The 25,500-nt window shown below is 38.8% G+C and carries 24 protein-coding genes and 1 tRNA gene; 3 read left to right on the forward strand and 22 right to left on the reverse strand.

All coding sequences use genetic code 11. The annotated features are described in order from the left end of the window. Nucleotides 1–71 precede the first annotated feature (71 nt). Nucleotides 72–791: a GNAT family N-acetyltransferase gene (locus BPOF4_RS12735; protein WP_012959599.1), complete on the forward strand. Its 720-nt coding sequence runs from the start codon at nucleotides 72–74 to the stop codon at nucleotides 789–791. On the opposite strand, the gene BPOF4_RS12740 is transcribed toward BPOF4_RS12735, so the two are convergent. The 19 genes from BPOF4_RS12740 to BPOF4_RS12835 all read right to left on the reverse strand — a co-directional run bounded on the left by BPOF4_RS12740 (nucleotide 784) and on the right by BPOF4_RS12835 (nucleotide 20,812). After that, nucleotides 784–2,172, reverse strand: coding sequence for a cobyrinic acid a,c-diamide synthase CobB (locus BPOF4_RS12740; RefSeq protein WP_012959600.1), 1,389 nt, complete (start codon nucleotides 2,170–2,172; stop codon nucleotides 784–786). The two genes, BPOF4_RS12735 and BPOF4_RS12740, sit on opposite strands and share 8 nt — an antisense overlap. 18 nt (nucleotides 2,173–2,190) lie before the next feature. Further along, nucleotides 2,191–3,384 (reverse strand): MFS transporter, encoded by a 1,194-nt coding sequence (locus BPOF4_RS12745; RefSeq protein ID WP_081457716.1) that lies wholly within the window; start codon nucleotides 3,382–3,384, stop codon nucleotides 2,191–2,193. Between the two features lie 174 nt (nucleotides 3,385–3,558). Continuing rightward, nucleotides 3,559–4,095, reverse strand: a complete 537-nt coding sequence (locus tag BPOF4_RS12750) for a hypothetical protein (RefSeq protein WP_012959602.1) — start codon at nucleotides 4,093–4,095, stop codon at nucleotides 3,559–3,561. A 469-nt stretch (nucleotides 4,096–4,564) separates the two neighbouring features. Continuing rightward, nucleotides 4,565–5,692: an MBL fold metallo-hydrolase gene (locus BPOF4_RS12760; RefSeq protein WP_012959604.1), complete on the reverse strand. Its 1,128-nt coding sequence runs from the start codon at nucleotides 5,690–5,692 to the stop codon at nucleotides 4,565–4,567. Between the two features lie 43 nt (nucleotides 5,693–5,735). Continuing rightward, nucleotides 5,736–6,131 carry a DsrE/DsrF/DrsH-like family protein gene (locus BPOF4_RS12765; RefSeq protein WP_012959605.1) on the reverse strand — a complete coding sequence of 132 codons (396 nt, stop codon included), beginning with the start codon at nucleotides 6,129–6,131 and terminating at the stop codon, nucleotides 5,736–5,738. Nucleotides 6,132–6,212: 81 nt separating this feature from the next. Continuing rightward, nucleotides 6,213–6,449, reverse strand: a complete 237-nt coding sequence (locus BPOF4_RS12770; protein ID WP_012959606.1) for a glutaredoxin family protein — start codon at nucleotides 6,447–6,449, stop codon at nucleotides 6,213–6,215. Nucleotides 6,450–6,498: 49 nt separating this feature from the next. Further along, complete coding sequence (locus BPOF4_RS12775) at nucleotides 6,499–6,795, reverse strand: rhodanese-like domain-containing protein (protein ID WP_012959607.1); 297 nt, start codon at nucleotides 6,793–6,795, stop codon at nucleotides 6,499–6,501. Nucleotides 6,796–6,956: 161 nt separating this feature from the next. Beyond that, entirely contained in the window at nucleotides 6,957–7,418 is a 462-nt protein-coding gene (locus BPOF4_RS12780; RefSeq protein WP_012959608.1) for a hydrogenase maturation protease, read from the reverse strand. Next, nucleotides 7,418–8,839: a nickel-dependent hydrogenase large subunit gene (locus BPOF4_RS12785; protein ID WP_012959609.1), complete on the reverse strand. Its 1,422-nt coding sequence runs from the start codon at nucleotides 8,837–8,839 to the stop codon at nucleotides 7,418–7,420. Before BPOF4_RS12785 ends, BPOF4_RS12780 begins: the two co-directional genes overlap by 1 nt. Next, entirely contained in the window at nucleotides 8,832–9,740 is a 909-nt protein-coding gene (locus BPOF4_RS12790; RefSeq protein ID WP_238446464.1) for a hydrogenase small subunit, read from the reverse strand. Before BPOF4_RS12790 ends, BPOF4_RS12785 begins: the two co-directional genes overlap by 8 nt. Further along, the gene (locus BPOF4_RS12795; protein WP_012959611.1) at nucleotides 9,737–10,273 is read right to left on the reverse strand and encodes a cytochrome b5 domain-containing protein; all 537 of its coding nucleotides are present in this window, start codon (nucleotides 10,271–10,273) and stop codon (nucleotides 9,737–9,739) included. The genes BPOF4_RS12790 and BPOF4_RS12795 overlap by 4 nt, the downstream gene beginning before the upstream one ends. Nucleotides 10,274–10,310: 37 nt before the next feature. Continuing rightward, entirely contained in the window at nucleotides 10,311–11,315 is a 1,005-nt protein-coding gene (hypE, locus tag BPOF4_RS12800) for a hydrogenase expression/formation protein HypE (protein ID WP_012959612.1), read from the reverse strand. 2 nt (nucleotides 11,316–11,317) lie between these two features. After that, the gene (gene hypD, locus BPOF4_RS12805; protein ID WP_012959613.1) at nucleotides 11,318–12,421 is read right to left on the reverse strand and encodes a hydrogenase formation protein HypD; all 1,104 of its coding nucleotides are present in this window, start codon (nucleotides 12,419–12,421) and stop codon (nucleotides 11,318–11,320) included. Beyond that, a complete protein-coding gene (locus BPOF4_RS12810) occupies nucleotides 12,408–12,629 on the reverse strand; it encodes a HypC/HybG/HupF family hydrogenase formation chaperone (protein WP_012959614.1) in 222 nt (73 codons plus the stop codon). The genes hypD and BPOF4_RS12810 overlap by 14 nt, the downstream gene beginning before the upstream one ends. Nucleotides 12,630–12,642: 13 nt before the next feature. Then, entirely contained in the window at nucleotides 12,643–14,982 is a 2,340-nt protein-coding gene (hypF, locus tag BPOF4_RS12815) for a carbamoyltransferase HypF (RefSeq protein ID WP_012959615.1), read from the reverse strand. Continuing rightward, nucleotides 14,943–15,602: a hydrogenase nickel incorporation protein HypB gene (gene hypB, locus BPOF4_RS12820; RefSeq protein ID WP_012959616.1), complete on the reverse strand. Its 660-nt coding sequence runs from the start codon at nucleotides 15,600–15,602 to the stop codon at nucleotides 14,943–14,945. The genes hypF and hypB overlap by 40 nt, the downstream gene beginning before the upstream one ends. Further along, nucleotides 15,603–15,950, reverse strand: a complete 348-nt coding sequence (locus BPOF4_RS12825) for a hydrogenase maturation nickel metallochaperone HypA/HybF (protein WP_012959617.1) — start codon at nucleotides 15,948–15,950, stop codon at nucleotides 15,603–15,605. A gap of 128 nt (nucleotides 15,951–16,078) precedes the next feature. Next, nucleotides 16,079–18,265 carry a malate synthase G gene (locus BPOF4_RS12830; protein ID WP_012959618.1) on the reverse strand — a complete coding sequence of 729 codons (2,187 nt, stop codon included), beginning with the start codon at nucleotides 18,263–18,265 and terminating at the stop codon, nucleotides 16,079–16,081. A gap of 189 nt (nucleotides 18,266–18,454) precedes the next feature. Further along, on the reverse strand, nucleotides 18,455–20,812 hold the full coding sequence (locus BPOF4_RS12835) for an FdhF/YdeP family oxidoreductase (protein ID WP_012959619.1): 2,358 nt from the start codon (nucleotides 20,810–20,812) through the stop codon (nucleotides 18,455–18,457). A gap of 528 nt (nucleotides 20,813–21,340) precedes the next feature. Between BPOF4_RS12835 and fdhD the strand changes: the two genes are divergently transcribed. Further along, on the forward strand, nucleotides 21,341–22,135 hold the full coding sequence (fdhD, locus tag BPOF4_RS12840; RefSeq protein WP_012959620.1) for a formate dehydrogenase accessory sulfurtransferase FdhD: 795 nt from the start codon (nucleotides 21,341–21,343) through the stop codon (nucleotides 22,133–22,135). 24 nt (nucleotides 22,136–22,159) lie between these two features. Beyond that, nucleotides 22,160–22,387 carry a hypothetical protein gene (locus BPOF4_RS12845; protein WP_012959621.1) on the forward strand — a complete coding sequence of 76 codons (228 nt, stop codon included), beginning with the start codon at nucleotides 22,160–22,162 and terminating at the stop codon, nucleotides 22,385–22,387. Between the two features lie 212 nt (nucleotides 22,388–22,599). Here the strand turns inward: BPOF4_RS12845 and BPOF4_RS12850 are convergent, their stop codons facing one another. The 3 genes from BPOF4_RS12850 to BPOF4_RS12860 all read right to left on the reverse strand — a co-directional run bounded on the left by BPOF4_RS12850 (nucleotide 22,600) and on the right by BPOF4_RS12860 (nucleotide 25,479). Next, nucleotides 22,600–23,256, reverse strand: a complete 657-nt coding sequence (locus BPOF4_RS12850) for a hypothetical protein (RefSeq protein WP_012959622.1) — start codon at nucleotides 23,254–23,256, stop codon at nucleotides 22,600–22,602. A gap of 190 nt (nucleotides 23,257–23,446) precedes the next feature. After that, nucleotides 23,447–23,519, reverse strand: a tRNA-Val gene (locus tag BPOF4_RS12855). Nucleotides 23,520–23,619: 100 nt separating this feature from the next. Further along, the gene (locus BPOF4_RS12860) at nucleotides 23,620–25,479 is read right to left on the reverse strand and encodes a PAS domain S-box protein (protein ID WP_012959623.1); all 1,860 of its coding nucleotides are present in this window, start codon (nucleotides 25,477–25,479) and stop codon (nucleotides 23,620–23,622) included. Nucleotides 25,480–25,500 lie beyond the last annotated feature (21 nt).

A 25,500-nucleotide genomic window follows, 5' to 3' on the forward strand; every position in this document is an offset into this window, starting at 1 on the left:
TCATATTTTATCGGGTATAGGTATAGGATTAAGGATTTTAATTTATTCAACATTAAGAGAGGAAGGATGTTTTGAACATCTCTCAAGAAGCGCTGCACGATTTCGTATGGGGCTTAATCGCATGCCGTTATACTTATGGAACAACTGTTAAAGAGGAAGAGAACCTTATTCAGGTTACATACGGATATCCTGTTGGTGATAGAAGACATGAGCTTTTCATTACTCCCTTTGGGCTTAGAAAAGTCTTCAAAAAAGCTCCCTTTAGCCCTCATTATTTGACACTCGTCACTTCAAGGCAAGAAGCACCTCAGCTATATTCTTATTATCTTTCATCCTCTCACTATCTCATGATCCTAGAAGATATTGCTGCACTCGAATTGAGCACTTCTTACAAATCGGCAGATATGAAACTTAGTGAAATAACGGATTATACAAAAGCACAGGAAGTGAACACGTATTTTCAGTTAAATGCTGTAAATTTAGAACAGATAGAACAGGAAGGGATTAACCAATATGTAATGTACGATCACCTAACACCTGTCGGATTTGGCCGAATCTCATCAACGAGAAAGTCAAAACGAGCCTGTTTAGATAATATTTATATTGACCCTGATTATCGAAAGCAAGGGTTAGGGAGCCACTTATGTGAAAAAATCATTCTCTATTCCGCCCCCCATACAACGAGCTGGATTTTAGCTTCTAGTCAAATGGGCTTCAGCATCTATCTCAAACTGGGGTTTAGAAACACAGCTTTCTTATTTACGTACAAAAAAAGGTCTAACTCTATATGAGGTTAGACCTTTTCTTCTTATATTCGGAGCAGGCATTAATTATATTTTTGACTACCAAAGGATTGGAGGCAAAATGAAGATGGATATAACTAGCTACAAGAGAACCCTCTAAATATCCTTGGAACTCGTTCTTACCCCAGCTATCATATTGAAAACAAGGGTTAACTTCTTCATGGCTTCTAATAGAAGAATAATGAAATTCATGCCCTCTAAGCTTCGTCCCTTTTTTTCCTAGTATTGAATCTTCTACAATATTAACTTCTCTGTACCCAATAGCTGATAAGGTTTCATTCATCTGAATATGATGCGGAATAATACCTGCCATGGGGTACGTTTTTCCGCTTGTCAATCTAAGGCTTTCACATAAGAGCATATACCCCCCACACTCTGCAAAAATCGGCGTTTGGTCAATAACCGCCTCTTTTAGCTGTTTAAATAATAATGGATGAGAGGAAAGTCGGCTCGCATATTCTTCTGGGAAGCCTCCGCCTAAATAAAGCCCGTCACAATCAGCTGGAATGCTTTCTCCTTTCAATGGAGAAAAGTAGCATAGATCAGCTCCTGCCTGCCTTAGCAAGTCGAGATTTGCTTCGTAATAAAAATGAAATGCTTCATCATAGGCAACTCCTATTTTCACCTTTTCTTTAGCAGGTGAACTGTAATTGACTTCATCCTGGGGTGGCGGAATGACAGGTGCTTCGCTCGCTATCTTATCGATCAGATCTAGATCAAACTGCTTTTCGACCGTAACGCTTAATTGTTCAATCAAACGATCATATTCACCATCTTGAAGAGCGGATATCAGTCCTAGTTGACGCTCTGGCAAAGTAGGTGTATCCCCTGTTTTAAGGTACCCGACTACAGGAATCTGGCACATTTGTTCAATTGCGCTCTTACATAATTCCGCATGGCCTGAACTCCCTGCCTGATTAAGAATTACTCCTTTAATCGTGGAACCGCTCTGTAGAAGTTGAAACCCTCTCACCATCGCTGCTGCACTTCTAGCTGCTCCGCTGATATTAATTACTAATAAACTAGGAGCAGCTAAGATTTTGCTTATTTCGTATGTGCTCCCCTCATCACTTAAGGCTGAATGGCCATCATAATAACCCATCATTCCTTCAATGATTGATAGGTCCGCATCATTACTTCCATCAATAAATGTTTGCCTAACCCATTCAGATGAAGTCATCCATGTATCTAGTTGATGAGATGTGCGCTTTGTAATAGCGCGATGAAACGTTGGATCAATATAATCGGGGCCGCATTTATATCCTTGAACTCTTTTACCTTTCTTTTTATAGGATGCCATTAAACCTAACGTAATGGTTGTTTTTCCTACTCCGCTGTCTGTACCTGTAACTACGATTCGTGGCTGCATTTTTTATTCTCACTCCTATTACAAATGTGCTTTTTCTTGTTTAAATGAATAGACATCCTTTTTTCGCTGGAATTGATGCATCTTCATACAAGCTATGCCTCCTATTAAACTAACAAAGGCTGATAAAATAAGTGCTCCAAAATACTTATTTGTCATTTCTATAATGACCCCCGTAGCTAAAGGAGAAATGATCTGGCCGACACTAAAAAAGATCGTGACAAACCCCATAGCTATAGGTACAGCTTTTGGAGAAACAAAGTCTGCTACAGCCGCATTCATAATCGTTGGGACGGCCCATAAAGTAAGCCCGTATATACCTACTTCAATAGCAACCAATAATGGAGATATAGAAATAGATAACGCGATAAGCATTGTAAATTGAATCAGCAATACAGCTGATAATGCGTACATTCTCCCTAATTTATCAGATATCGTCCCCCATATAAACCCGCTTGCTATACTGAGCGCTCCTGCAATAGAGAAATAGAGCCCTGATCGTTCTTTTGAGTAACCTAAATCAAACATAAGATAATCAACTAAAAAAGTAGAAAATACTAAATAACTGAATCCCCAAGATAAGTATATAAATCCTATTGTCCACACTCTTTTATTACGATAAATAAAGGGTGTTGAATTCATATTTAAGGAACGGTCATTATTTATCGCGGGGTGAACCTGATGTTTTAATGCTGGTGCATTTTTTAAGAATAACCCATTAATCAAGATAAATATAGAAGTAATCCCCGCCAGGATATACCAGCTGTCTCTCCAACCCTCCGCACTCTCACGAACGATTTTTGGAACAAGTATACCACTTATTACCATACCGACTCCAAGGCCGCCCATTGCAATCCCTATCGCCATTCCTTTGTTTTTATTTGAAAACCAGCTTCCAGCCAAGCCCATTGCTGGTATAGAAGAACCGCCTGAGCCTACCCCTAAAAGAAGCACACCAACGACAGCTACAAAGAAATTTGCTGCATTGGCATTAATAAGCATCCCGACAATAATAATCGTAAGGGAGACGTTAATGACAACTTTTGCACCAATCTTAACGACAAAGTAACCTACAACAGCTACACTTATCAAATACCCTATAAAAGCTGCAGAGGCGACAAAGCCGATCTGCCTGTAATCTAGACCTATTCCATCTTTCATAAAAGGTAAAATGGCTCCCAAAGAAAAGCGGCCAAACCCAAGGCTAGCAAGCATCGTCAAAAACAATAAAAATAAAATAACAGAGCTTTTTTGTATCTTCAGATGTAAACACCCCTTTAGGCGTCATTTTATGAATATAGTCCATCCTTAGATAATTCGCGGGCAAGATGACTATTCCTGCAAATATACAGCAAAAAAGCCCTAGTTCACGACACTACTAGGACCAAATCATTCGATACTTGTACATTTTATCGTTTGATGAAAGTCATTACTTGTTAAAATTATATTTTCATCAAGCCCATTACACACTGCTAGATACCCCCGCTCTAAATTAAATCCAATCCCGTCAATCACATAATCAACCGCTACCTTTCCACTTAATTGATCTTCCTTAAGGCAGGAGGTATGAACCGTGCTTTCAATCATTTCTATTGATCGTATCTCTTGATTTAATACTCTATGTATTTCATTTAATTTGTTCTCTTCCCATGATATCTGCATACTAGAAGGTGCGAGCTCTAAATTAATTGTGTTAAAGGTAATTGAATACTCGCCAATCCGATTTGCACAAAGTTCAATTTGCTCATTCCCCGCCTCAATAACCACAGGCATTTCTCTCAACCACCTATTACTTTGATGATCCCAAGCAATCCATATACTTTCAATCGTTTTCCCTGTCAAGGCTACTAATTTTTCTTTATGTTCTGCTACTAAGTCCACGGGATTACTGATAAAGCGAGGTGAATAAGTATTAAGTCTACCCATCACGGTCCTCCTTTTCCGATATCTCTTTGGCTCAACATGATTGTATGATTCATTAATATATGAATACCGATACCGATGCCTTCTTTACCCCTATACCTATATTATTAATCATATAAACGTATATTGGAAGGAAAATCTAATTCATATAATAATTTGTAAATGTAAATACCCTGTTTAGCTCCACTTGAACCATGGGTAAGGGATAGATAAAAGGAGGAATCAGGTATGTTCCGAAATGTAAACAAACATCTATTTTATTGCATTATTTACCTTATTGCCGCCTTAATTAGTGGAATCGGATTGCTTTTTAATCACAATATAAGCATCCTATTCGTCGTTTTAACTGGTGTTTTTTTCATCCTATCTATACTTTCATTTTCACGTTACTTAATGAATAAGCCCAAAAAACTTTAATCCATGTCCCAAATGAAAACCCCGCTGCTTAGGCAGCGGGGCTATTAAAGTGTTCTTAGCGAACGGCACAGCGGTTAGGGCCGATCTCCATTTCACGTTGTTCGTCAACATCAGGAGTTACTTTCCCCATATTTGTTTGACGAATTTCTTGGTATGCATTAGGCTGCGGGGGAAGATTCTCAGTTACTAACTTTCTAAAAGTCTCTTCATCGTCAATATTTAAGCCATGATTCTCTGCAAATAAAGTCCCTAACTTCTTCGCTACGCTTCCATCAGCATTTAATTCCTCAATAATCATAAAGTGAGCAGGCAGTACAATTAATTCCTCAGATAACTCCTTGTACTTAACGTATAAGCTCTCACGCAAGTCGCCAACCCAGTCCTCTGCCATTCCAGCAAGATCTGGTCTGCCGATTGAGTCAATGAATAGGATATCACCAGATAATAGGTATTTTTCATCGACTACAAATGATGTAGAACCAATCGTATGACCAGGTGAATATAAGGCGTGAATATTAATTTTTGTATCCCCTATCTTCACTTCATTTCCATCTTGTAGTGCATGATATTCAAAAAGAACTTCTTCAGCATCCTTTGGTGGAAGCCAGTAAGCTGCACCTGTAGCCTCAGCGATTTTTCTGCCGCCTGAAATATGGTCAGCATGAAGATGTGTATCGAATACATGCTTAATCGTTGCTCCTATCTCACTAGCGAAGTTAATATAAATATCTGTCATTCTCGTTGCATCGATAATAGCTGCTTCTCCGTTAGAGACAACCATGTAAGATAAGCACCCTTTTCCGATACGAACAAATTGATACATCTCTCCGCCATTACTTAGCTCCCCAACTTTCACAGGCTCTAAATGCTCACTCCAAGCTTTCATACCGCCAGAAAGATAGGATACATTTAAGCCAGCTTCTAGAATCATCTCAGCTACCATGATTGAAGAACCTTCTTTTGCACAGACCACTAGGATCTCTTTATCTTTTGGCAGTTTATCCATAATACCCTCTACCCCATCGATCAAATCAAAGTAAGGGATATTTAGGTAATCAAACTTTTCTCCTTCAATTTTCCAATCAGCAAAATCTCCTTCGTTACGTACATCTAAAATAAATAGTTCTTTTTTGTCCATTACTTTTCTTGTTACTTCTTTAGCAGTCATCGCTTTTACTGACATTCAAGTTACCCCCTGTAGTATAATTAATAGTAAAATTTTTTAATTAAAATGTTAACGTTACGTCGGCATCTTTAGCAAACTCTAAAAAGGTTACCGCTCCGCCAACTTCAATTCCATCTACAAAATCTTTCTTTTCAAGTCCCATTACATCCATCGTCATTTGACAACCAATAAATCTAACTCCTAACTCTTGAGCCATCTCTACTAATTCTGGGATGCCTGGTACATTTGCTTCCTTGAACCCTTCAGCAATTTGTTCTTTTCCTTCTGGCATAGCTAATTGTTTATGTGCTTCCTTATGGATTAAATTCAATCCTTCAAATGTGAAAAAGATGGCTACTTCCTGATCTGTTGAAGCTGCTGCTGTAGCGATATTAAATACTTTGTATGCATCAAACATTCCACCATTACTTGCGATAATAGCTACTTTATTACTCATTTTAAATTTCCCCCTAGTTTTTTAATTTGAATTTTATGATTAAACTTTATTGATTAAACTCTATTGATTAAACTCTATTGATTAAACTCTATTCATTAAACTCATAATTTCATTTGGATCAAACCCAATAACCCACTTACCATTGATGTTTGTTTGTGGAACTCCCATTTGACCTGTCGTATTTACAAGCTGCTGCATTAATTCAGGCTTATCTTCCACGTTTACTTCTTTAAAAGTAATTTGATATTCATTCAAAAAGTTTTTTAACATAACACAATATGGACATCTATTTGTCGTATAGACTGTAACACCCTTCAAAATTAACGCCTCCTATTACCCAACAGGGTATATTATGTTCCAAAAAAATTTATGCTACTTCTCCATTCCACGCTATCATCCCACCAACCATATTGGTTACCTGATATCCGCGCTCTGAAAGGAATTGCGTGGCACGCCCGCTTCTAGCACCTGATCTACATACAATAATATACTCTTTAGACTTATCTAATTCATGCATGCGGAATTCAAGCAACCCTAAAGGAATATTAAGGGCACCAGGGATTTTCCCTTCAGCCACTTCATCCACTCCACGCACATCAATAATATTTAGTGGTGCTTTCTTCATTAATAGTGATTCAACTTCTCTTGCAGTCATTTCTTTCATAAGTGACCCTCCCTTTTTATTTAATCATTATTTATTTTAAGTTGTGTGCTGCCTTCAATGACTATATTATACCCCATTAGGTATATTGTCAACAAAAAAAATAAAAGTTTTTTTATTTGTTTTTTTACTGACTCATTATTTTATCTGTAACCTCCATGCAATTAACCTTTCATGCCTATCAGCCGTTCGATCTTTCTTTTTACTTCTTTTATAATGACAGGCCATTGAGTTTGAATATTTTCGCTTAGTCCAATATGAAACCTGACCTCACTTGGTTCTATCCCAATTAAATATCCATGTAGTTTATTTCTTTGGTGGTGATGCATAACTTCAAACAAATGAAGGTTATGCGGAGAAATATCAAGCATTTTCTGTTCATGTAATGTATCTAGCGCGTATACATATACCTCACCAGGTTCTTTATCAGCAACCATTGCATCTAAAATGATTACAAAAGAAGCTCGCTCTATTTGAGCTAAGCAATAATTAATATCTGACTCCCCTGCAATAAATTCAAGTTCCCTTTCATATTTAAACTTTTTAAGTTCATCTATTAAATATATCCCTATACCATCATCCATCATTAATTGATTTCCAATACCTAAAATCAGTATATTTTTCATCAAAACACCTTTATCGTCTTCATTTGCTTTCCCGGGCTGTATACATGTGTTGCACAGGACATACATGGATCAAACGATCGAAGAATTCTTCCTACCTCTGCTGGGTTATTAGGATCATTTATAGGTGTTCCAATCAAAGCTTCTTCTGCAACACCTCTATAACCAAGATCATCTTTAGTTGAAAAATCCCATGTAGAAGGAGTGATAATTTGATAAAAAGATATTTTTTTATTTTCAACCTTTAACCAATGACCGAGTGCTCCCCTAATTGTATCTACTAACCCTCTTCCTGATGCTTGTTCAGGTATTTCGTAGGCTTTTTGGAGATCGACATTGGGGATCACTGAGTGTAGGAGCTCCTTCATGATCTCACATATCTTTTTAGCCTCTAATGCTCTTGCCAACGTTCGATCCATCGCCGAAATTCCATTCTGATACTCTCCACTTAGTATTAATCTTGCCAAGGGACCTACTTCAAATGGCAGACCTTCATACCTTGGCGCCTTTACCCAAGAATACGCCTTTTCGTTCATTTCCATGTCAGGCTCTGCCATTTCGCTATCTGGCCTATATGCAGCGTTACTCGCCTTATACCAAGAATAATCTATTTTTTCTTTTATGTTCTTTTCTTGAAATGGTTCTACCAAATTGTTGTTAGCATTCATTTTAGAAATGAGCGGATCGACATATAAAGTTCCAAGATCCTTATAATTGTTAAACGCCCCATACGTTAAAAGGTTCCCATACCCGCCGCCTAATCTGTAGTAATCTGAATAGTACGCAGCAATATCATAAGCGTCCGGAATCATTTTATCGTTTATAAACCGGCTGATTTTCTGAAGCGAATCATCAAGTTTAACGACATTTTCAGCCGTAGCTTGAGTAGTGATTCCTCCAATAAAAACCCCATGATTGTGAGGAGCTTTCCCACCTAAAATCGCAAGCATTTGATGAGCCAGGCGACTGTATTCAAGAGATTCAAAGTAATGTCGTGATATACGGTCATTTATTTGCTTTGGAAGGCGAAAATCATGGTGATCGGTATTAAATAGTGAGTTACTCTCTAATTTCACATAGTCGGGGACTGTATATTGATAAAAGTGTCTAACATGATTCTGTAGAAACTCACAGCAATGTATAATATCTCTAAGATAACGGCCTTGTTCTAATGGATGAATGTTCAAAGCATCTTCTAATGCTAGTGAAGAGGCAATTGAGTGGGCAGCTGAGCATATTCCACATATTCTTTGAGTGAAATAGACCGCATCAAACGGGCTCCTTCCTACAAGCATTTGTTCAAATCCTCTAAACAAGTGCCCTTTTGTTTTGGCATCTACCACTCGATTATTTTCAATATATACATCAATTTCCATAAACCCGCTGATTCTGGTTAAGGGATTTATGACAATCTTTTTATTCATCTCTGACCACCCTCGTTGTGTCATAACTTATAAACGGCGCCATAGCATCTGGAAATCCAAATTGCGAACATCCAATACAAGGGGTATTAGCCCCAATCGGCCAGTTCACATGGCCATTCCATTGTCTAGTAGGACAATCTACTCTAGTGACAGGCCCCCGGCACCCGAGTTTAAACAAACACGTCTTATCTCCTAGCTTCTCTGCAAAGATTCCCCGATCAAAGAATGGTCTTCTAGGACAACGATCATGTATGAGAGTACTGTAAAACATTAAAGGCCGTCCTAAACTATCAGTCTCAGGTTCACCGTAAAGCAATAGATGCGATAACGTACCTAAAAACCAATCTGGGTGAACAGGGCAGCCAGGCAGCTTGATAATTGCTTTCTCTTTAAGGACGCTTTGTAAACCGACCGATTCAGAAGGATTCGGCTTAGCAGCTGAAACTCCGCCATGGGTAGAACAAGCTCCAACTGATATAATGTGAGCTGCTTTTTCTCCAAACATCTGTGCAGCTTTTAATCCTGTTAAAGGCTCCCCTTCTAAACTTCCAATAATATTATATAACCCATTATTTTTTAAAGCGACAGCTCCTTCTACAGCAAGGATAAAATCGTCATCTAGCTGCTCCATTAATTGTTCAATAGCCTGTGTCCCTTCTGCCACCATTAAACTATTGCTGTACCGGAGATTTACAAGTGATTGCAATGTGTAATCAAAATCAGGATTTTGACCATTTAAAAGGGAAATAATATTCCCAGAACAGCCATTGAGCTCTAAATAGACTAGGTTTCTCTTCTTTACTAGTCCACTATTAACTCGAAGCATTGCTTGAGTGGTTAATCTTTCTGAAATTGCTTCATTGGTCAAAGGCTCCGGGGGAAGTACATATTTCTCCATCATACCAACCTCCCTACAACAGGTAACGTTGCTAATATAGATTGCTGCCCAGCGTGACATGAAGCGAATCCTGCACTATGATTTTGTCCTGCACTCAACCCAAAATGCGTAGCTGCTGCCCATGCTCTATTGCTGGTCACATCATAAACGATGCCATCAACAGCAACATATGCCGGTTGACCATTTTTTCCGTCATAGAGAGCTAGTTCTTCTAAAGTGAAACTGCGTTGTGCGTTCGATTCGGTATGTTGATTGAATGGTTGATTAAATGATTGATTAAATGATTGATTAAAAGGTGGGGAAGTTTGTAAAGGACTAGGCATACCTCCCCCTTGTGAGCTGGCACTTAAAGGCTGCTGTGTCTGGTAGGCTAATAAGTCACTAATAAATTGAATAGAGGATATAGTAGTCCATAAACGATCTAATAGTTGTGGTTTTAACCTTTCATCTGTAAGAGTTGACAGGGTCAATATATCATATCTAGCTTGTGTTACAAGATGATTTAGCTGCTGCCTAAGAAGTTCCGTGTTTCTCATGATGTCCTCCCTTAGTGTGCACGTCTTTTAAGCACATCTAACAAATCCGAGGCAGAATCATTCCATTCAAACGATGTATTCTCCTCGTTGTTCCTATCTGCGTTCTACTGTATAATTTCCCGTTACTGTCATTGACTGAGATTACTTTCCCGATCACTTTTGCCTCTTCACCATACTTATGGTTCTGCATGATCTCAATTACTTTATCTTTATTCGTAGAATCACATACGATAACCACTTTTCCCTCGTTTGCCAAATAAAGCGGATCAAACCCCAAGATATTACAGGCTCCTGTTACTTCTCTACGAATAGGAATCAAGTCTTCCTCAAGCTCAACAGAGAACTGAAAATCCTCACAAAGTTCAACTAAAGAAGTAGCCAAGCCTCCACGTGTTGGATCTCTCATCAACCTGATCCCATCCACTTGCTCTAGAAGGCTCTGAATTAGAGAATGGAGAGAAGCACAGTCGCTTTGTACATCTGTTAATAGCCCCAATTGATTACGGGCACTTAAGATAGCAATGCCATGGTCTCCAATCGTTCCACTTACTACAACACAATCACCCTTTTTTATGGCAGGTGAGCATACTTGTTCACTTATTGCTCCAATACCTGTTGTATTGATAAAGATCCCATCTGCACTGCCTTTTTCTACAACCTTTGTATCACCAGCTACTATTTTCACATTTGCTGCTTTCGCTTCTTCCGCCATACTGTGAACAATCTTATTCAAATCAGATAAGGCAAAACCTTCTTCAAGAATAAAACCTGCTGTGATCATTTTTGGTACTGCACAACAAACAGCAAGATCATTAACTGTACCAGTAATGGCAAGCTTACCTATATTTCCTCCGGGGAAAAAGATCGGTTGGACGACATAACTATCAGTTGTAACGGCAATCCTTTTCCCTTCTATAGGAAAAACAGCTGAATCATGCTGTATCTCTTTTTTGGAAGAAAAAGCAGACATAAAAACCTCTTGAATCAGCTGATGTGTTAATTCTCCGCCTTCTCCATGAGCCAGACTAATCCTTTGAACCACAATTACCCCTCCCTCATATATTGATAGTGAGCTGCACACGTTCCTTCCGTTGATACCATGCATGGCCCTATAGGCCGGTTTGGTGTACAGGCTTTATCAAATAAAGAGCATTCTTCTGGAGTAATAAGCCCTTGAATGACTTCACCACATCTGCACTTCGTTTTTCTCGGTTGATTTTGTACCACTTCAAATTTCTTTTTTGCATCATATTTTGAATAGGAGCTTTTGAGGACGAGCCCGCTGTTAGAAATCTTTCCTATTCCGCGCCAATCCTCGTCATGATATTCTAAGTAGTGGTTCATCATGGCTTTGGCAGCAGTATTGCCGTTTTCTTTGACAACATATGTATAATCATTGATGACATCGGCTTTTTGCTCCCTAGAAAGGGTGAGTAAACGATGGATCCCGCTTAACAACTGAACAGGTTCAAATCCAGAGATGACTCCAGATAAATGAAACTCTTTTAAGAAGCGGAAATGCTTCTCTCCTAAAATGACCGAGACATGACCCGGTAATAAAAAGCCGTCTAAGAGCAATTTTTGTGAATCTACTAATTTTTCTAATACAGGCTTTACTAACTTCGTAGTCATCCATATGGAGAAATTATCGACTGACTTCCTCTCAGCTTCACGAACGGCCAGAGCCAACAGAGGGATCGTCGTTTCAAATCCAATACCTAATAAAATAACTTCTTTATCAGGGTTTTCTTGTGCTATTTTAATGCTGTCTATAGGGGAGTAAATGACGCGTACATCGCACCCATTTGTCTTAGCATCCATTAAACTCTGCTTTGAACCAGGAACCCGCATCATATCACCGAATGTACATATAATGCTGTTTGGCATTTCAGCTAATTGAATCATAGCATCAATAGATGATTGGTCTGTCACACAAACAGGACACCCTGGACCAGCAATTAAAGTAACATGGTTTTTAAGCGCTTGTTTGATGCCAGATCTTGCAAAGGCCATTGTATGAGAGCCACAAACTTCCATCAAAACAGGCAGTCTGCCTCTTTGCTGCTTAAATAGCTCTGCTTCATTTATCACTGCTGCTAAAGATGAACGAATGAGCTGCGGTTCGTTGTATGCATCAATCTGCTGCATTTAAAATATCCCTCCATTCTTTTAAAGACTCCTCTGCGAACGATTCTTCAATAATCGACATTGCCTGACCTGCATGAAGCAGGACAAAATCTCCTATCATGACGTTTGGAACAAAAATGATTCCGACATACATTTTAGATCCTAATACATCAACCAACGCTCGTTCCTCTTCAAGTTCGATTATTTTTGCTGGTACACCGACACACATATCTTCTCCACCTTTACTTAAGCTTTTCGTTCTTCACCTTATGTGCAGCAATGATTAACTGGCCAAAGGAAAGTCCGCCATCATGACAAGGGATCTGTTGGTGTGCATAGACCTTAAACCCTTTTTGCTTAAGACTGTTAGACAACTCTCTTGATAAGTAACCATTTTGAAAGGAACCCCCAGATAAAACAATCCGCTTAGGAAGCCACGCTTTCTCCTTATATAAAGCCAAAATCATTTCAACACAAGACAGCACGACCGTTTGATGAAATTTATAAATAATCTCCTCAAGCTGTAATTGCTCTTTTTCCTGAATAATTTGACTGATCATGGGAGAGAAATCAAGCTGAAAAGGTCCCTTGGCGCTTTGAATGATTTTAAATGGGTAAGATTGAGCCACTTTTTCTATTGACCTTGCATTCAAGTAATTTTCATTCATGTAACCTGCTAATTTAATAGCAGCTTCACCTTCATAACTTGACTTTAAACACACTCCTAAAATTGCACTTACAGTATCAAATAATCTTCCACATGTACCGGCCATTGGTGAATTAATCTTCAGTTTCACCATTTTTTTGAGTATGGAAATCTCGGCTTTTTTATCAGGAAATAGTCTCTCAGCCATCTCTTGACCTTCTTTTGGCCAATGATGCAAAATCATTCCTGAGGCCGTTCTCCAAGGCTCTTTCACTGCCATTTCCCCGCCAGGCAGGGGACAATAGCACATATGGGCTAAACGCTTATAAGCGGCAGCATCTCCATAAAGAAATTCGAATCCCCAAATATGACCGTCCTCTCCGTACCCTGTTCCATCTAGAATAATTCCTACACATGGATCAACAACCCCATTGTCTTCCATGCAAGCGACGTGATGAGCATGATGGTGCCCAACTGTCACCACATTTGGTGAGAGGTCTTTTGCTAGTTTATTAACAGAATAGCCAAGATGCTTGTCTATCGCCACATGATCCATATCTATATTAACGATCCTTTTATATACGCCGATTTGCTGTATAAAGTGATCAAGCATCTCTTCATTGTCGACCTCTCCAATATGGGGACTCATTAAGATATGTTCACCTATCCCAATGGAAAAGGTATTTTTTTGTTGTCCACCCAATGCAACAATCCCGCTTGTATCTATCGTTGTTTTTATAGGTTCTGGGACAAATCCCCTTGCCTTTCTTAAATAAGTTTCGTCCAAGCCGTTCACTTCTACAACCGAATCATCTAGAGGGTTTTTAATTACTCGGTTATGAGTTAGTGAGAATTCACTTAATCCACCTTTTTCAAATAAGTCCTTATCATGATATTTAATCGGCAGCCCAGAAGAGTTAGCACTGGTTAACACAATCCCCTCTAATCCCCCTAGCTTAAATAGTAAATAGTGTAAAGGGGTATAAGGCAGCATGACTCCTAAAGTTGTTAAGCCAGGTGCTAGTTCATTTGGCAAAGAACGATTGATCTTCTGTTTCAATACAACAATCGGCATGATCGGACTTGTTAATAATTCTTCTTCTTTCAAAGAGACATGACAATATTGCTTCACAATTTCTAGCGACCTCATCATCACAGCTAAAGGGCGTGTAGGACGGCTTTTTATTTCCCTTAGGTGTGTGATAGCATATGGTTGTTTCATATCGCATGCTAGATGATAACCACCAAGCCCCTTTATTGAAATGATCCTCCCTTCTGTTAAAGCATCGATGGTGCCTCTAATTGCGCTCTCACCTTCTGCGATTACCTCTCTTTTTTGATTAACCAAGGAGAGGCTTGGACCACACTTTGCACAACATGTCGGCTGAGCATGGTGCCTGCGATTCATCGGATCCCCATATTCTTCCAGGCAGTCTTCACACATCATAAACGAATGCATCGTTGTATGTTTGCGATCATATGGCAGCTTTTCTAATATGGTGTAGCGTGGTCCACATTGCGTACAATTTATAAAAGGATAGTGATAGCGCCTGTTAGAAGGGTCGTTTAATTCGTTTAAACAATCTTGACAAACGGCAGAATCTGCTGAAATAGCAGGTAGAGGGCTTCCAGTTAAATCACTTTCTAAAATCGAAAATTGTTGATACGATTTATAGACCGTTGGCTGATGTTCTAAGTTAGTTATTTTTGCTAGAAGCGGAGGGGATTCTTTTAAGTGATGAAGAAAATGTTCTATACTATATTCTTCCCCCTCTACATGAATTATTACTTTATCAGAATTATTTTGAATCGTACCATTCAGCTGCCATCTTTTTGCAAGAGAAAATACATAAGGCCTGAACCCTACACCTTGGACCCTTCCCCCTACTTTTATTTTTACTGCTTTGTACGTTTTTGATAGGCCTCTTTGATCCAATTGATCCAATCCTCCATCCCTTCACCCGTTTGAGCTGAAAGTGCTTTGAAGGCCGCAGCAGGATGTATGTTCTTTAAATCTTCTCTCGCTTCACTCAGATTAAATGTGACATATGGAAGTAAATCAACCTTATTAATGATCGTTAGGTCGGTACGTTTAAACATAACAGGATATTTAGGAATCTTGTCGTTTCCTTCTGGCACACTCAAGATAACCACCTTAAAATCCTGACCTAAATCATAGCCTGACGGACATACGAGATTGCCAATGTTCTCAATAAATAAAATGTCGATCTGACTTAAATCAAACTGCGGCAGCGTCTTTGCAACCATTCTCGCATCTAAATGACAGCCGCCTACTGTGTTAATTTGAACCGTTTGTACTCCTAGTGAACGTAACCTTTTAGCATCCCGGTCTGTCGCCAAGTCACCTTCTATTACAGCGATCGTAAATTCCTCTCTCAGTGCTTTTATGGTCTGTTCAAGCAACGTTGTTTTCCCTGCCCCAGGTGAACTCATTAAATTAATCACTAACGTATGACTCGCTTGATATAAATCACGATTAAAAGCAGCTGCTTTTTTTTGATCTTTAAGAACATCTTCCTGCAAGGTAATTTTCATTTACTCACTTCCTTCATAAGAATTAACCATAAATGATTCCCCGGAGATCATCCGGCTGCTTGGCGTTTTACATTCAGGGCAGAAAGCAATACGGTAGTCTGGTTCAAAGATATTTTTACAAGTCATACACAGGGCACTAGCTTTTTCTCGATTGATGTGAAGAGTGGCGTTTTCACTAACTAACCCTTCTTCCTTGAAATAGATAAAGGCTAGTTCAAGAGCATCATGCAAAACATTGGATAAGTCACCCACAGTGAGTTCAATTTTTTCTATCTTGTTAATCCCTTTTAATTTAGCGTCCTCTGACACTAGCTGAATGACCTCTGCCATAAGAGATATCTCATGCATATAAAACATCCTTTATATCTTGGATTAGTACATGCTATGAATTTTATGTAACTTTCAGAACAACAGAAGAACATGAAAAAAGCGTAAGGGATACATCCCCTACGCTTTTTCTACAATGATTCAGCCTGTTATTTTGTTTGAGCTACACTATCTACTTTTTCTTTAAATTCAATACGACGTCTATGAAGGATAGGCTCCGTGTACCCGCTAGGCTGTTCGCATCCTTTTAATACTAGCTCAAGTGCTGCTTGAAAAGCAACGGAGTTCTCGTAGTCATCTGCCATCGGACGATAAGTAGGATCGCCGGCATTTTGCTGATCTACAACCTTCGCCATACGTTTTAACGTTTCTAACACCTGCTCTTTGGAACAAATTCCATGATGCAGCCAGTTTGCTACGTGCTGGCTTGATATACGCAGGGTCGCACGATCTTCCATTAAGCCGATATTATTAATATCCGGAACTTTAGAACAACCGACACCCTGCTCTACCCAACGGACTACATAGCCCAAAATCCCTTGAGCATTATTGTCTAACTCTTGTTGCACTTCTTCTGCACTCCAATTTGTTTCTTTTGCAAGAGGAATGTCTAAAATTTGATCTTGTAAGTCTTGAATCGTACTCTTCAATTCTTCTTGTACATTTGCCACATTTACTTTATGGTAATGCATAGCATGCAGAGTAGCTGCCGTTGGTGAAGGCACCCAAGCCGTGTTCGCTCCTGCCTTTAACTGACCATCTTTTTGTTTAAGCATCTCTGCCATAAGATCTGGCATTGCCCACATTCCTTTGCCGATTTGAGCACGCCCTGGCAATCCGCAATCGAGCCCTGTATTAACATTTGATTTCTCATAAGACTGCAGCCAAGTTGACCCTTTCATATCATTCTTACGGATCATCGCACCTGCTTCCATAGATGTGTGCATCTCATCACCTGTTCGATCTAAGAAACCAGTATTAATGAATACCACTCTGTCTTTAACTTCTTTTATACAAGCTTTAAGGTTGAGGGATGTACGACGTTCTTCATCCATAACACCAATTTTAATCGTATGACGTTCAAGGCCTAACAGATCCTCTACGCGGTTAAATAATTGGTTAGAGAATGCCACTTCTTTTGACCCGTGCATTTTTGGTTTTACAATATAAATGGAACCTTTAGTAGAGTTTTGAACCTTGCTGTTATTAAGCAGGTCATGCTTCGCAATTAAACTTGTAACCATGCAATCTAGAATACCCTCAGGCACTTCATTACCATTTTCATCAAGGATTGCATTATTCGTCATTAAGTGTCCTACATTACGAACGAACATAAGTGATCTTCCGGAAAGTGTCAATGTATCACCCGTGGCTGTTGTATAGTTGCGATCCTTTTGAAGAGCACGTGTTACAGACTGACCACCTTTTGTGAAGGTCTCTTCTAAATCACCTTTCATTAACCCTAACCAATTCGTGTAAACGCCTACCTTATCTTCTGCATCAACTGCTGCAACAGAGTCTTCACAATCCATGATGGTTGTAATTGCAGCTTCCATCACCACATCTTTAACTCCTGCTCGGTCCGTTTTCCCAATAGGATGTTCTCGGTCAATTTGTATCTCAAAATGAAGACCATTGTTCTTTAGCAACAGAATAGACGGGTCTTCTGTTGTCCCTTGATACCCTACAAATTGTGATGACTCTTTTAATTCAGATGTCACCCCGTTACTATGTACAACCAGCGTTCCACCTTCGACTGTATATTTTTCTGCATCTTTATGCGACCCGTTAGATAATGGAGCTGTTTCATCTAGAAATTCCTTAGCCATGGCAATGACTTTCTCACCGCGTACAGGATTGTATGCCTTCCCTTTTTCTTGACCATTCTCTTCAGAAATCACATCTGTACCATATAATGCATCATATAAACTTCCCCAGCGCGCATTAGCTGCGTTTAAGGCATACCGTGCATTATTTACTGGTACAACTAGTTGAGGACCTGCTTGCAGCGCAATTTCATTATCCACATTCTCTGTTGTAATCTTAAACTCTTCTACTTTCGGTTCAAGATAACCAATTTCTTGTAAGAACGTTTTATATTGATTAAAATCAAATGTTTCTTTATTTTCTTTGTGCCAATTGTCGATTTTTTGCTGGAGGTCCTCTCTATCGTCAAGCAGTTGTCTATTTCCTGGTGCGAACTCAGTAATTAACGTTTCCAAACCAGACCAGAATTCTTGTTCATTGACGCCGCTTTGCGGGAGAGCCTTCTTATTAATAAACTCATAAAGTACTGGTGCTACTTGCAAATTACCAACTTTCAAATACTTAGTCATATGAATCTGCCTCCTTGAAATATAAGTCTACGAACCTGACTGTTATATAACATTACCTTTTTATTGTATAACAAATTACTTGAAAAATAAAGAATTCTGACAATAAAGTGGGATAATTTTTACATTTGCCTCGAATCATGTATAAAAAAAACACTGTAATTGCTTTATGCAAATACAGTGTTACTTAGATTAACCGACCGTCATTTCTAAGTCATCAATCTTCTTCTCTACATATTTGGTATCTTTTCGTGCATTATAGCGGTCTGCTTTTTCTACTTTTACAGCTACATTATAATCAGGAATCTTAGCAAGCTTTTCATATCTCCCTTTAGGTAATAAGAAGTTGCCTTCAGGAAAATGTACGCCTAAATTTCCAGATGTAATGTCCGCATATTTTGCCTTGCCTTGGAAGACTCCGAAATCATTATAAATAACAACTCCTTCTCCTTGGGCAATTCTTAACTCCTGTGCATCCTTCGCATTTATAAGCACGTCATAACGCTCAGCATTATTAAATGGATCTGTTTCTTTATAGACCATTGAGTTAAATTGCTTCCCGCGGCGTGTCGTTAATACAAAGTTGCCTTCCTTTTTTCCCATATCAGGTATTTCTACTGGAATTAAGCTCCCTCTACCGTCTGGAGTAGGACAAATTCCATCTTCACACAACCATGCTCCGCCCCACTGGAACACATCGCCTTGCTTCTTCAAGTCTTGCACACCTTCGTAATTCGGGTTGGCGACCGCCATTTCATTCCGAATCTCCTGCCCCGTTTTAAAGTCTACTAAATGAGCAGTCTCCGGCTTCACTCGGCGGGCTAAGTCTACGTAGATTTTCCACTCAGAGCGGGCTTCTTCAATACGATTTTTATTCCCTTCAATTTCTGGCGAGAAGTATACCATACGTTCTGTAGAGGTAGACGTGCCGCCCCCGTCCTGCTCATAACGTGTTTTTGCCGGCAATACAATGACCGCTTCTTTTGCATCTACAAGCGTTGAAGTATTTAAAATAATATCTTGATGTACTCGGATTTCTAATTCTGATAAAGCTTTCTCAATGAAATCCGGGTCAGGCATTGTTTCTAAGAAATTACCGCCAGACATATAATAAAGCTTAATTTTACGCTCATGGTCTTCTGGAAGAACGATATTTTCTAACGTAACACCTACCACATCACCTTGCCATTTCGGAATTTCAAATCCCCAAATTTTCTCCATGCGATTAATGTTCTCTTCCACAAAATCCCCGCCAGGCAAAACAAACGGATCTGCCCCCATTTCACCTGACCCTTGAACGGAGGAGTGACCACGGAAAGGCATCAGTCCATTATATTTACGTCCAAGATGACCACGAAGAAGAGCTAGGTTTGCTACTTGAGAAATATTGTCTGAAGCAAAAGCATGCATAGTGAGTCCCAGCGCCCATGCATAGACTGCATTTTTGCTTTTTGCCAACAGGTCTGCAAGCTCAATGATTCTCTCTTTTGTAATCCCAGAAGATTTTACGATTTCTTCCCAAGATTGAGTTTGAACATGATCTTTTAAATCCTTAAAGTTATTTACATGCTGCTGAACGAATTCATGGTTGATCGCAGAGCCTGGGTCAATGGCCTCCATTTCAAACCAATGCTTCATAATCCCCTGCATGAATGCAATATCTCCGCCAATATTTACTTGATAGAAATCATCTGCAAGCTTTGTACCAAATAAAGCAGACTCTACATTAGATGGTACCCAATATTTATCCATTGCTGGTTCCTTATACGGGTTAATTACAATGATTTTTGCCCCGCGCTTTTTAGCCTCTAACATATATTTTGTAGAAACTGGAGATGCATTTGAAGCTACACTGCCCCAAAATAATAATACGTCTGCTCCGAACCAGTCCTGGTAGTTACAAGTTGAAGCTCCTACGCCAATCGAACGTTTAAGCGCGGTTTTACTTGGAGAGTGACAGATACGGCTTGCATTATCAATGTTGTTCGTGCCTAAAAAGCGGGCCGTTTTAGCTGCTACATAATACGATTCATTCGTTATCCCTCTTGATGTAAGATAAAAACCATATTGTCTCGGATTAAGCTGTTTCATCTTATCTGCAATCATATCCATTGCATCGTCCCATGTTAAACGAGAAAACTTTCTTTCTCCTTTGCGGCGAATAAGCGGATAAGGAATACGCCCTAATTTCCTCAGCTCTTTACTGTCATATTTTCTTAATTCATCAATATCTGAATGCAAAATTTCCTCGTCAATGGCCGGAGCGGTATTTAAGCGCAACACGTTAAGTCGTGTCGTACACATATGCGGGCCTTTTAAGGTTTGGTCGAACATGCCTGAAACCCCAAGAGCACACCCATCACACACCCCTTTTGTTAAGATTCTAGTCGCATATCCAATATTATCTTTATTTTCCCAAGCAATTTTCATCGAATCCCTAATATGTTTTGGTTTCACTTTTCCAAGTCCAAATGGTATAGGGCTTACCCAATGTTTGGGCTGCGGCAATTTTGTTCCTTTAATAGGGCCTTGGTGTTTTGTTTTTCCCATATTGTTTCACTCCTAAGATTACGTTTAACATGTTGCTTTTCATCATACTGCAGTAATCAAATCCTCACACTGCAGTAATCAAACAAAAAACCACCGAACTATCCAAGATCATGGACGAGAACGGTGGTTAGTCTTTTACAGGATCGCTGCTAAGTGCCAAGCCAACTATGAATATATTCATTTCAAATTCGTTTTTAATAAAATCTTTTTGAGGACTGTATTTGTGGGTCCTACTCCCTCATAATAGAAATCGCTTACAATGTCTGGTCAAATAAAACTGAAGACAGGTGCGCTATCTCAGGATTTCAAATGTTACAGACTAATGAATTTATTTAAATCATACCGTTAATTCAAAAAAAATTCAATATCTATGCAGAATAAATATCCACCAGACAATTAAATTTACTTTTTCACTAATCATTAAGACTTGTCAGATTTATAGATTATGTTTATATTTGTAGCGTTCCTATTTTAAATGACTAAGTCAGTTTAATCAGCTTTAGTTGATCACGAAAGGGGGAGAAGGAATTGAGCGAATCTCTAAGTTCATCTAGGTCGATCATTAAATACAGTCATCACGAATTTATAGAACAAGAAGATGAAATAGCGATCGAATTCCCTTTAACCATTTTTATAAATAATGAAGAATTCGCAACGATGGTATGCAGTCCCTGTGACTTTGAGGAGATGGTGATTGGATTCCTAGCATCAGAAGGCGTCATTCGATTTAAAAAAGAAATTAAAGACATGACAATCGATAAAAACCGTGGCTTTGCCTATATTCACTTACATTCAAAAGAAGTAAAAAACCAACAGCTGTTTTCAAAGAGATTTATCGGCTCATGCTGCGGCAAAAGCAGGCAATTCTATTTCCAAAATGACGTGACAACGGCTAAAACATCAATGATTAACATGACCATTAAAGCCACGCAATGCATAAACTTAATGAAGCTGATGCAGGAATCCAGTCATGTATTTAAGGATACCGGCGGCGTACATAATGCTGCATTATGTACGGCTGATGAATTAATCGTCAGCCGCTCAGACATCGGACGGCATAATGCACTAGATAAACTGTATGGATATTCATTGTTAAATGGAATTCCAGTAAAAGATAAAATTCTCGTTTTCAGCGGCCGAATCTCCTCTGAAATTTTAACAAAAGCGGCCAAAATAGGCGTTGGAATTGTTCTATCAAAATCTGCTCCTACAAACTTAGCAATTGAGTTAGCACACGATTTGAATATTACCGCAGTAGGCTTTATTCGCGGGCAGTCTTTTAATATTTATTCTCACCCAGAACGAATTGTACTTGATTCATAAATGACGAATAAGGAGGAACTTAACATGAGTTCTTGTAAATTAGATCATCCACTTGAAGATGTAGAAAATAAATTAGGATCACAAAAGGAATACCTTCCTGAAGAGATTTATTCAGGCTGCAGAACGTTTCTTAAGACAAAGCCGAGTCAATTAGAACTAAATGAACTCTTTCACCTTCTAAAAAAGTATGACTTATCTTCAGAAGAAGAGCAGCTGCTACGTAACGCAAAGATTCGTGAATTAACTAAATAAGGCTGCACGAGGCTGCGACATAAGTATTTTAACTTGACGGGAGATACAAACAATTCAGGAGCGGTATATCTATACCGCTCCTGAATTATACCTCGCTTTCCGTGAAGTTTCCGTATATACCTTCAAGTAGATTAGCGCTTCATTCTTATTCTGAGTTAAACCCTCTAATTATGGACCGGCCTTATTACTTAGGTCGTCATAGACGAGTTCAATTACTCTTCGCTTCCTTCTTTAGGAATATCATTCAAGAGTGGTTTAACTGCAGCTTCATAAGCTGCTGGCTCGTACCCAGCACTTGCAACAAATGCTGCTGCCCCAAAGATATTTTTACCACTCACTTCATTTAGCACGGTTTCCACGTCATGGATAATACGGTGAGAATATAATAAGTGTTCTACCTCCCATGATTCAGTCACATATCTTGTAATCGCCACAAAATTTTCTAGGTCTTTACGTAGTAATTCATGCTGAACATGAGGAATTACTTTTTCAATTAGATTTGCTTGGTCCAATAAGTTTGATTCAATTTTATTAAAATTGTCAATATGAGCTCCGTCACCACTTTCCCGGTAGATATCAAGCTGACCATGTCCTGTTATCCGATTTAACACACCATGGACCGTTTGAATTGTTTCCCGTATTTCAAGTGGATCCATCCCATCATTAAAGATTTCTTCAGGGGTTTCTTCTACGACCTCTTCTTCTAATGCCCCAACATCTTCATCATCTTCTTGTACCTCTATTTCTATTTCCTCTTCACTTCCACTAACAACCTGAATCTCGTTGTCTCCTCCAAATAATGAATAAATTCCAATCCCTGCTATAACGATCACTACGGATCCAATTGAAATGATTATTGATTTCTTCAATATGAACCTCCCCCATATATCTAATTTATTGATGCATATAAGACCAGCTATCTATAATAGACGTAAAGCGCTCTTAAAAGATTCGCAAATTACGAAAAATATTTTACTAACTATAGGACTTTCGGAGCGAGAGGTTCTAAACACAAAAAATCCTTATTCTGAATACAGAATAAGGATTTTCAAAAACGTATGACCCGTACTGGGCTCGAACCAGTGACCTCCACCCTGTCAAGGTGGCGCTCTCCCAACTGAGCTAACGGATCAAGATATGTAGTAACGACACTTATAACTATACTTTAAGATTGACATATTGTCAATCTCTTTTATAAAATTCTATTAATTAGAAATAGCAGAGCCTCAAATTTACTTGAGGCTCATGGTTTGTAAACCGGGGAGTTGAATACTCACTTCAGTACCTACCTCACATACACTAGTGATTGACATACTCCCTCCATGGTTTTCAATAACTTTATAACATACCATCAAGCCAATGCCTGTCCCTTTACTTGAAATAGAATAGTAAGGTTCGCCTAGGCGAGCCAGGTCTTCTTGTGTCATTCCTATACCGGTATCTTTAACGATAATATGGATTGTTTGATTGACCTTTTTTACATTGATAGATAAATTACCTTCATTATCCATTGCTTCGACGGCATTTTTTAGCAGATTGATAAATACTTGAGTTAATTGATGTGGTGCACAGAGGAGATATGCCTCATCACAAAGCTGTAAGTCTAACGTAATATTCTTAAGCTGTATTTCTGTGTCGATGCTTGTTAAAGACTCCCTAATTACGTTTAAGAGATCCACCTCTTCCTCCTTGATTGCTCTTGGGCGAGCCACTAGAAGCAACTCTTCAATAATATCATTTATTTGATTTAACTCATGCATCAGTACATCACGATAAGGTTCTAATTGACTTTCCGTTAATTGAAAAAAGCCTTTTAAAGTCGTTAGCGGGTTTTTGATTTCATGAGCGATCCCCGCTGCAAGCTCACCTGCTAGGGCTAGCTTTTCTGATCTAATTAAGAGATCATCCCTATTCTTCATATCTGTTATATCACGGCTTATTACTACAAAAGAAACAACCTCACCGCTTGATGATAAAATGGGCATTCCTTTTCCTTCAAAATATTTATATTGCCCGTTAGCATGCATTTTTCGATAAACGACAGCTTCACTTTCTTCTTTCGTTTGTACCATTTTTATTAAGGTTTCTTGAACTCTTTTATGATCATTTGGATGAATATAAGATAGGACCGATTGCCCTGTAAGCTTTAAAGGCTCATACCCTAATACCGGTAAATAAGAATGAGAGGCCAATAAATAATGTCCCTCCTTATCAGTGAGACAGATAATATCATAGGAATTCTCCACAATTACCTTATATTTATCTTCAATGATGCTAGCAAGGTTATTCCAATTACACGGGAGCCTTTTAGGTTTCGCTACACCATAAACTCCACGGATCTTCCCGCTTACGATGTGAGGAATATTAATGACAGTTAATACGATTAGTCCCTGTTTTCTATTTAAAGTCACATCATATACTTGGACTTCTCCTGCAAACGCTTTTTGAAAGTGTTTGGCGACATCCAGCCGATCCTCTTGAAGTAATAGTTCCTCATAATGAACTCCTTTAAAATCGTCTCCATTGAGGCCTGATAACGTTTCAGCTTTTTTATTCATATCGATAAAGCATCCACTCTGATCCAATAAAAAGACCGCATCTTCCGTTTCATTTAATACATTATGAATGCTTAATTTAGAGGTATCGCCTGTCTCTGTCTCTTCGTCTTCTGTAAATTCACCATCTGTTTTTTTACTATCTATTTTTTCAACCTCTATTTCTTTTATTTCCTTTTCTTCTATTTTCTCTTCTTCAATATAAAGTAGAAAATACGTTTCATCTTCTGAACGAAAGATGATATTAGCTTCAACTGAAAAGACTTCAGCAGATGCGGTAAATGTCCGCTGCCATTTTACTTCATTTCGTTTAATATCTGCTGAACAGTTAGAAGCACTGTCATACAATATTTGTTTGAAATCATGTAAATTCAATTGATACTTATTTAAACATTGCGTTGCTGCCTCATTTACACACAAGATGTCCAATGTTTGTTCTATTACGCTCCAACAACATAACAGTGTCGGAGCGTGTGATTGACTAACCACTTTATAAAATACATTAAGGTTTATATTTCCTTCTAAGACGACTCCCACATAAGTCCCCTCCCCTGCCAT

Source organism: Alkalihalophilus pseudofirmus OF4 (assembly GCF_000005825.2).
Lineage (GTDB): Bacteria > Bacillota > Bacilli > Bacillales > Bacillaceae_D > Alkalihalophilus > Alkalihalophilus pseudofirmus.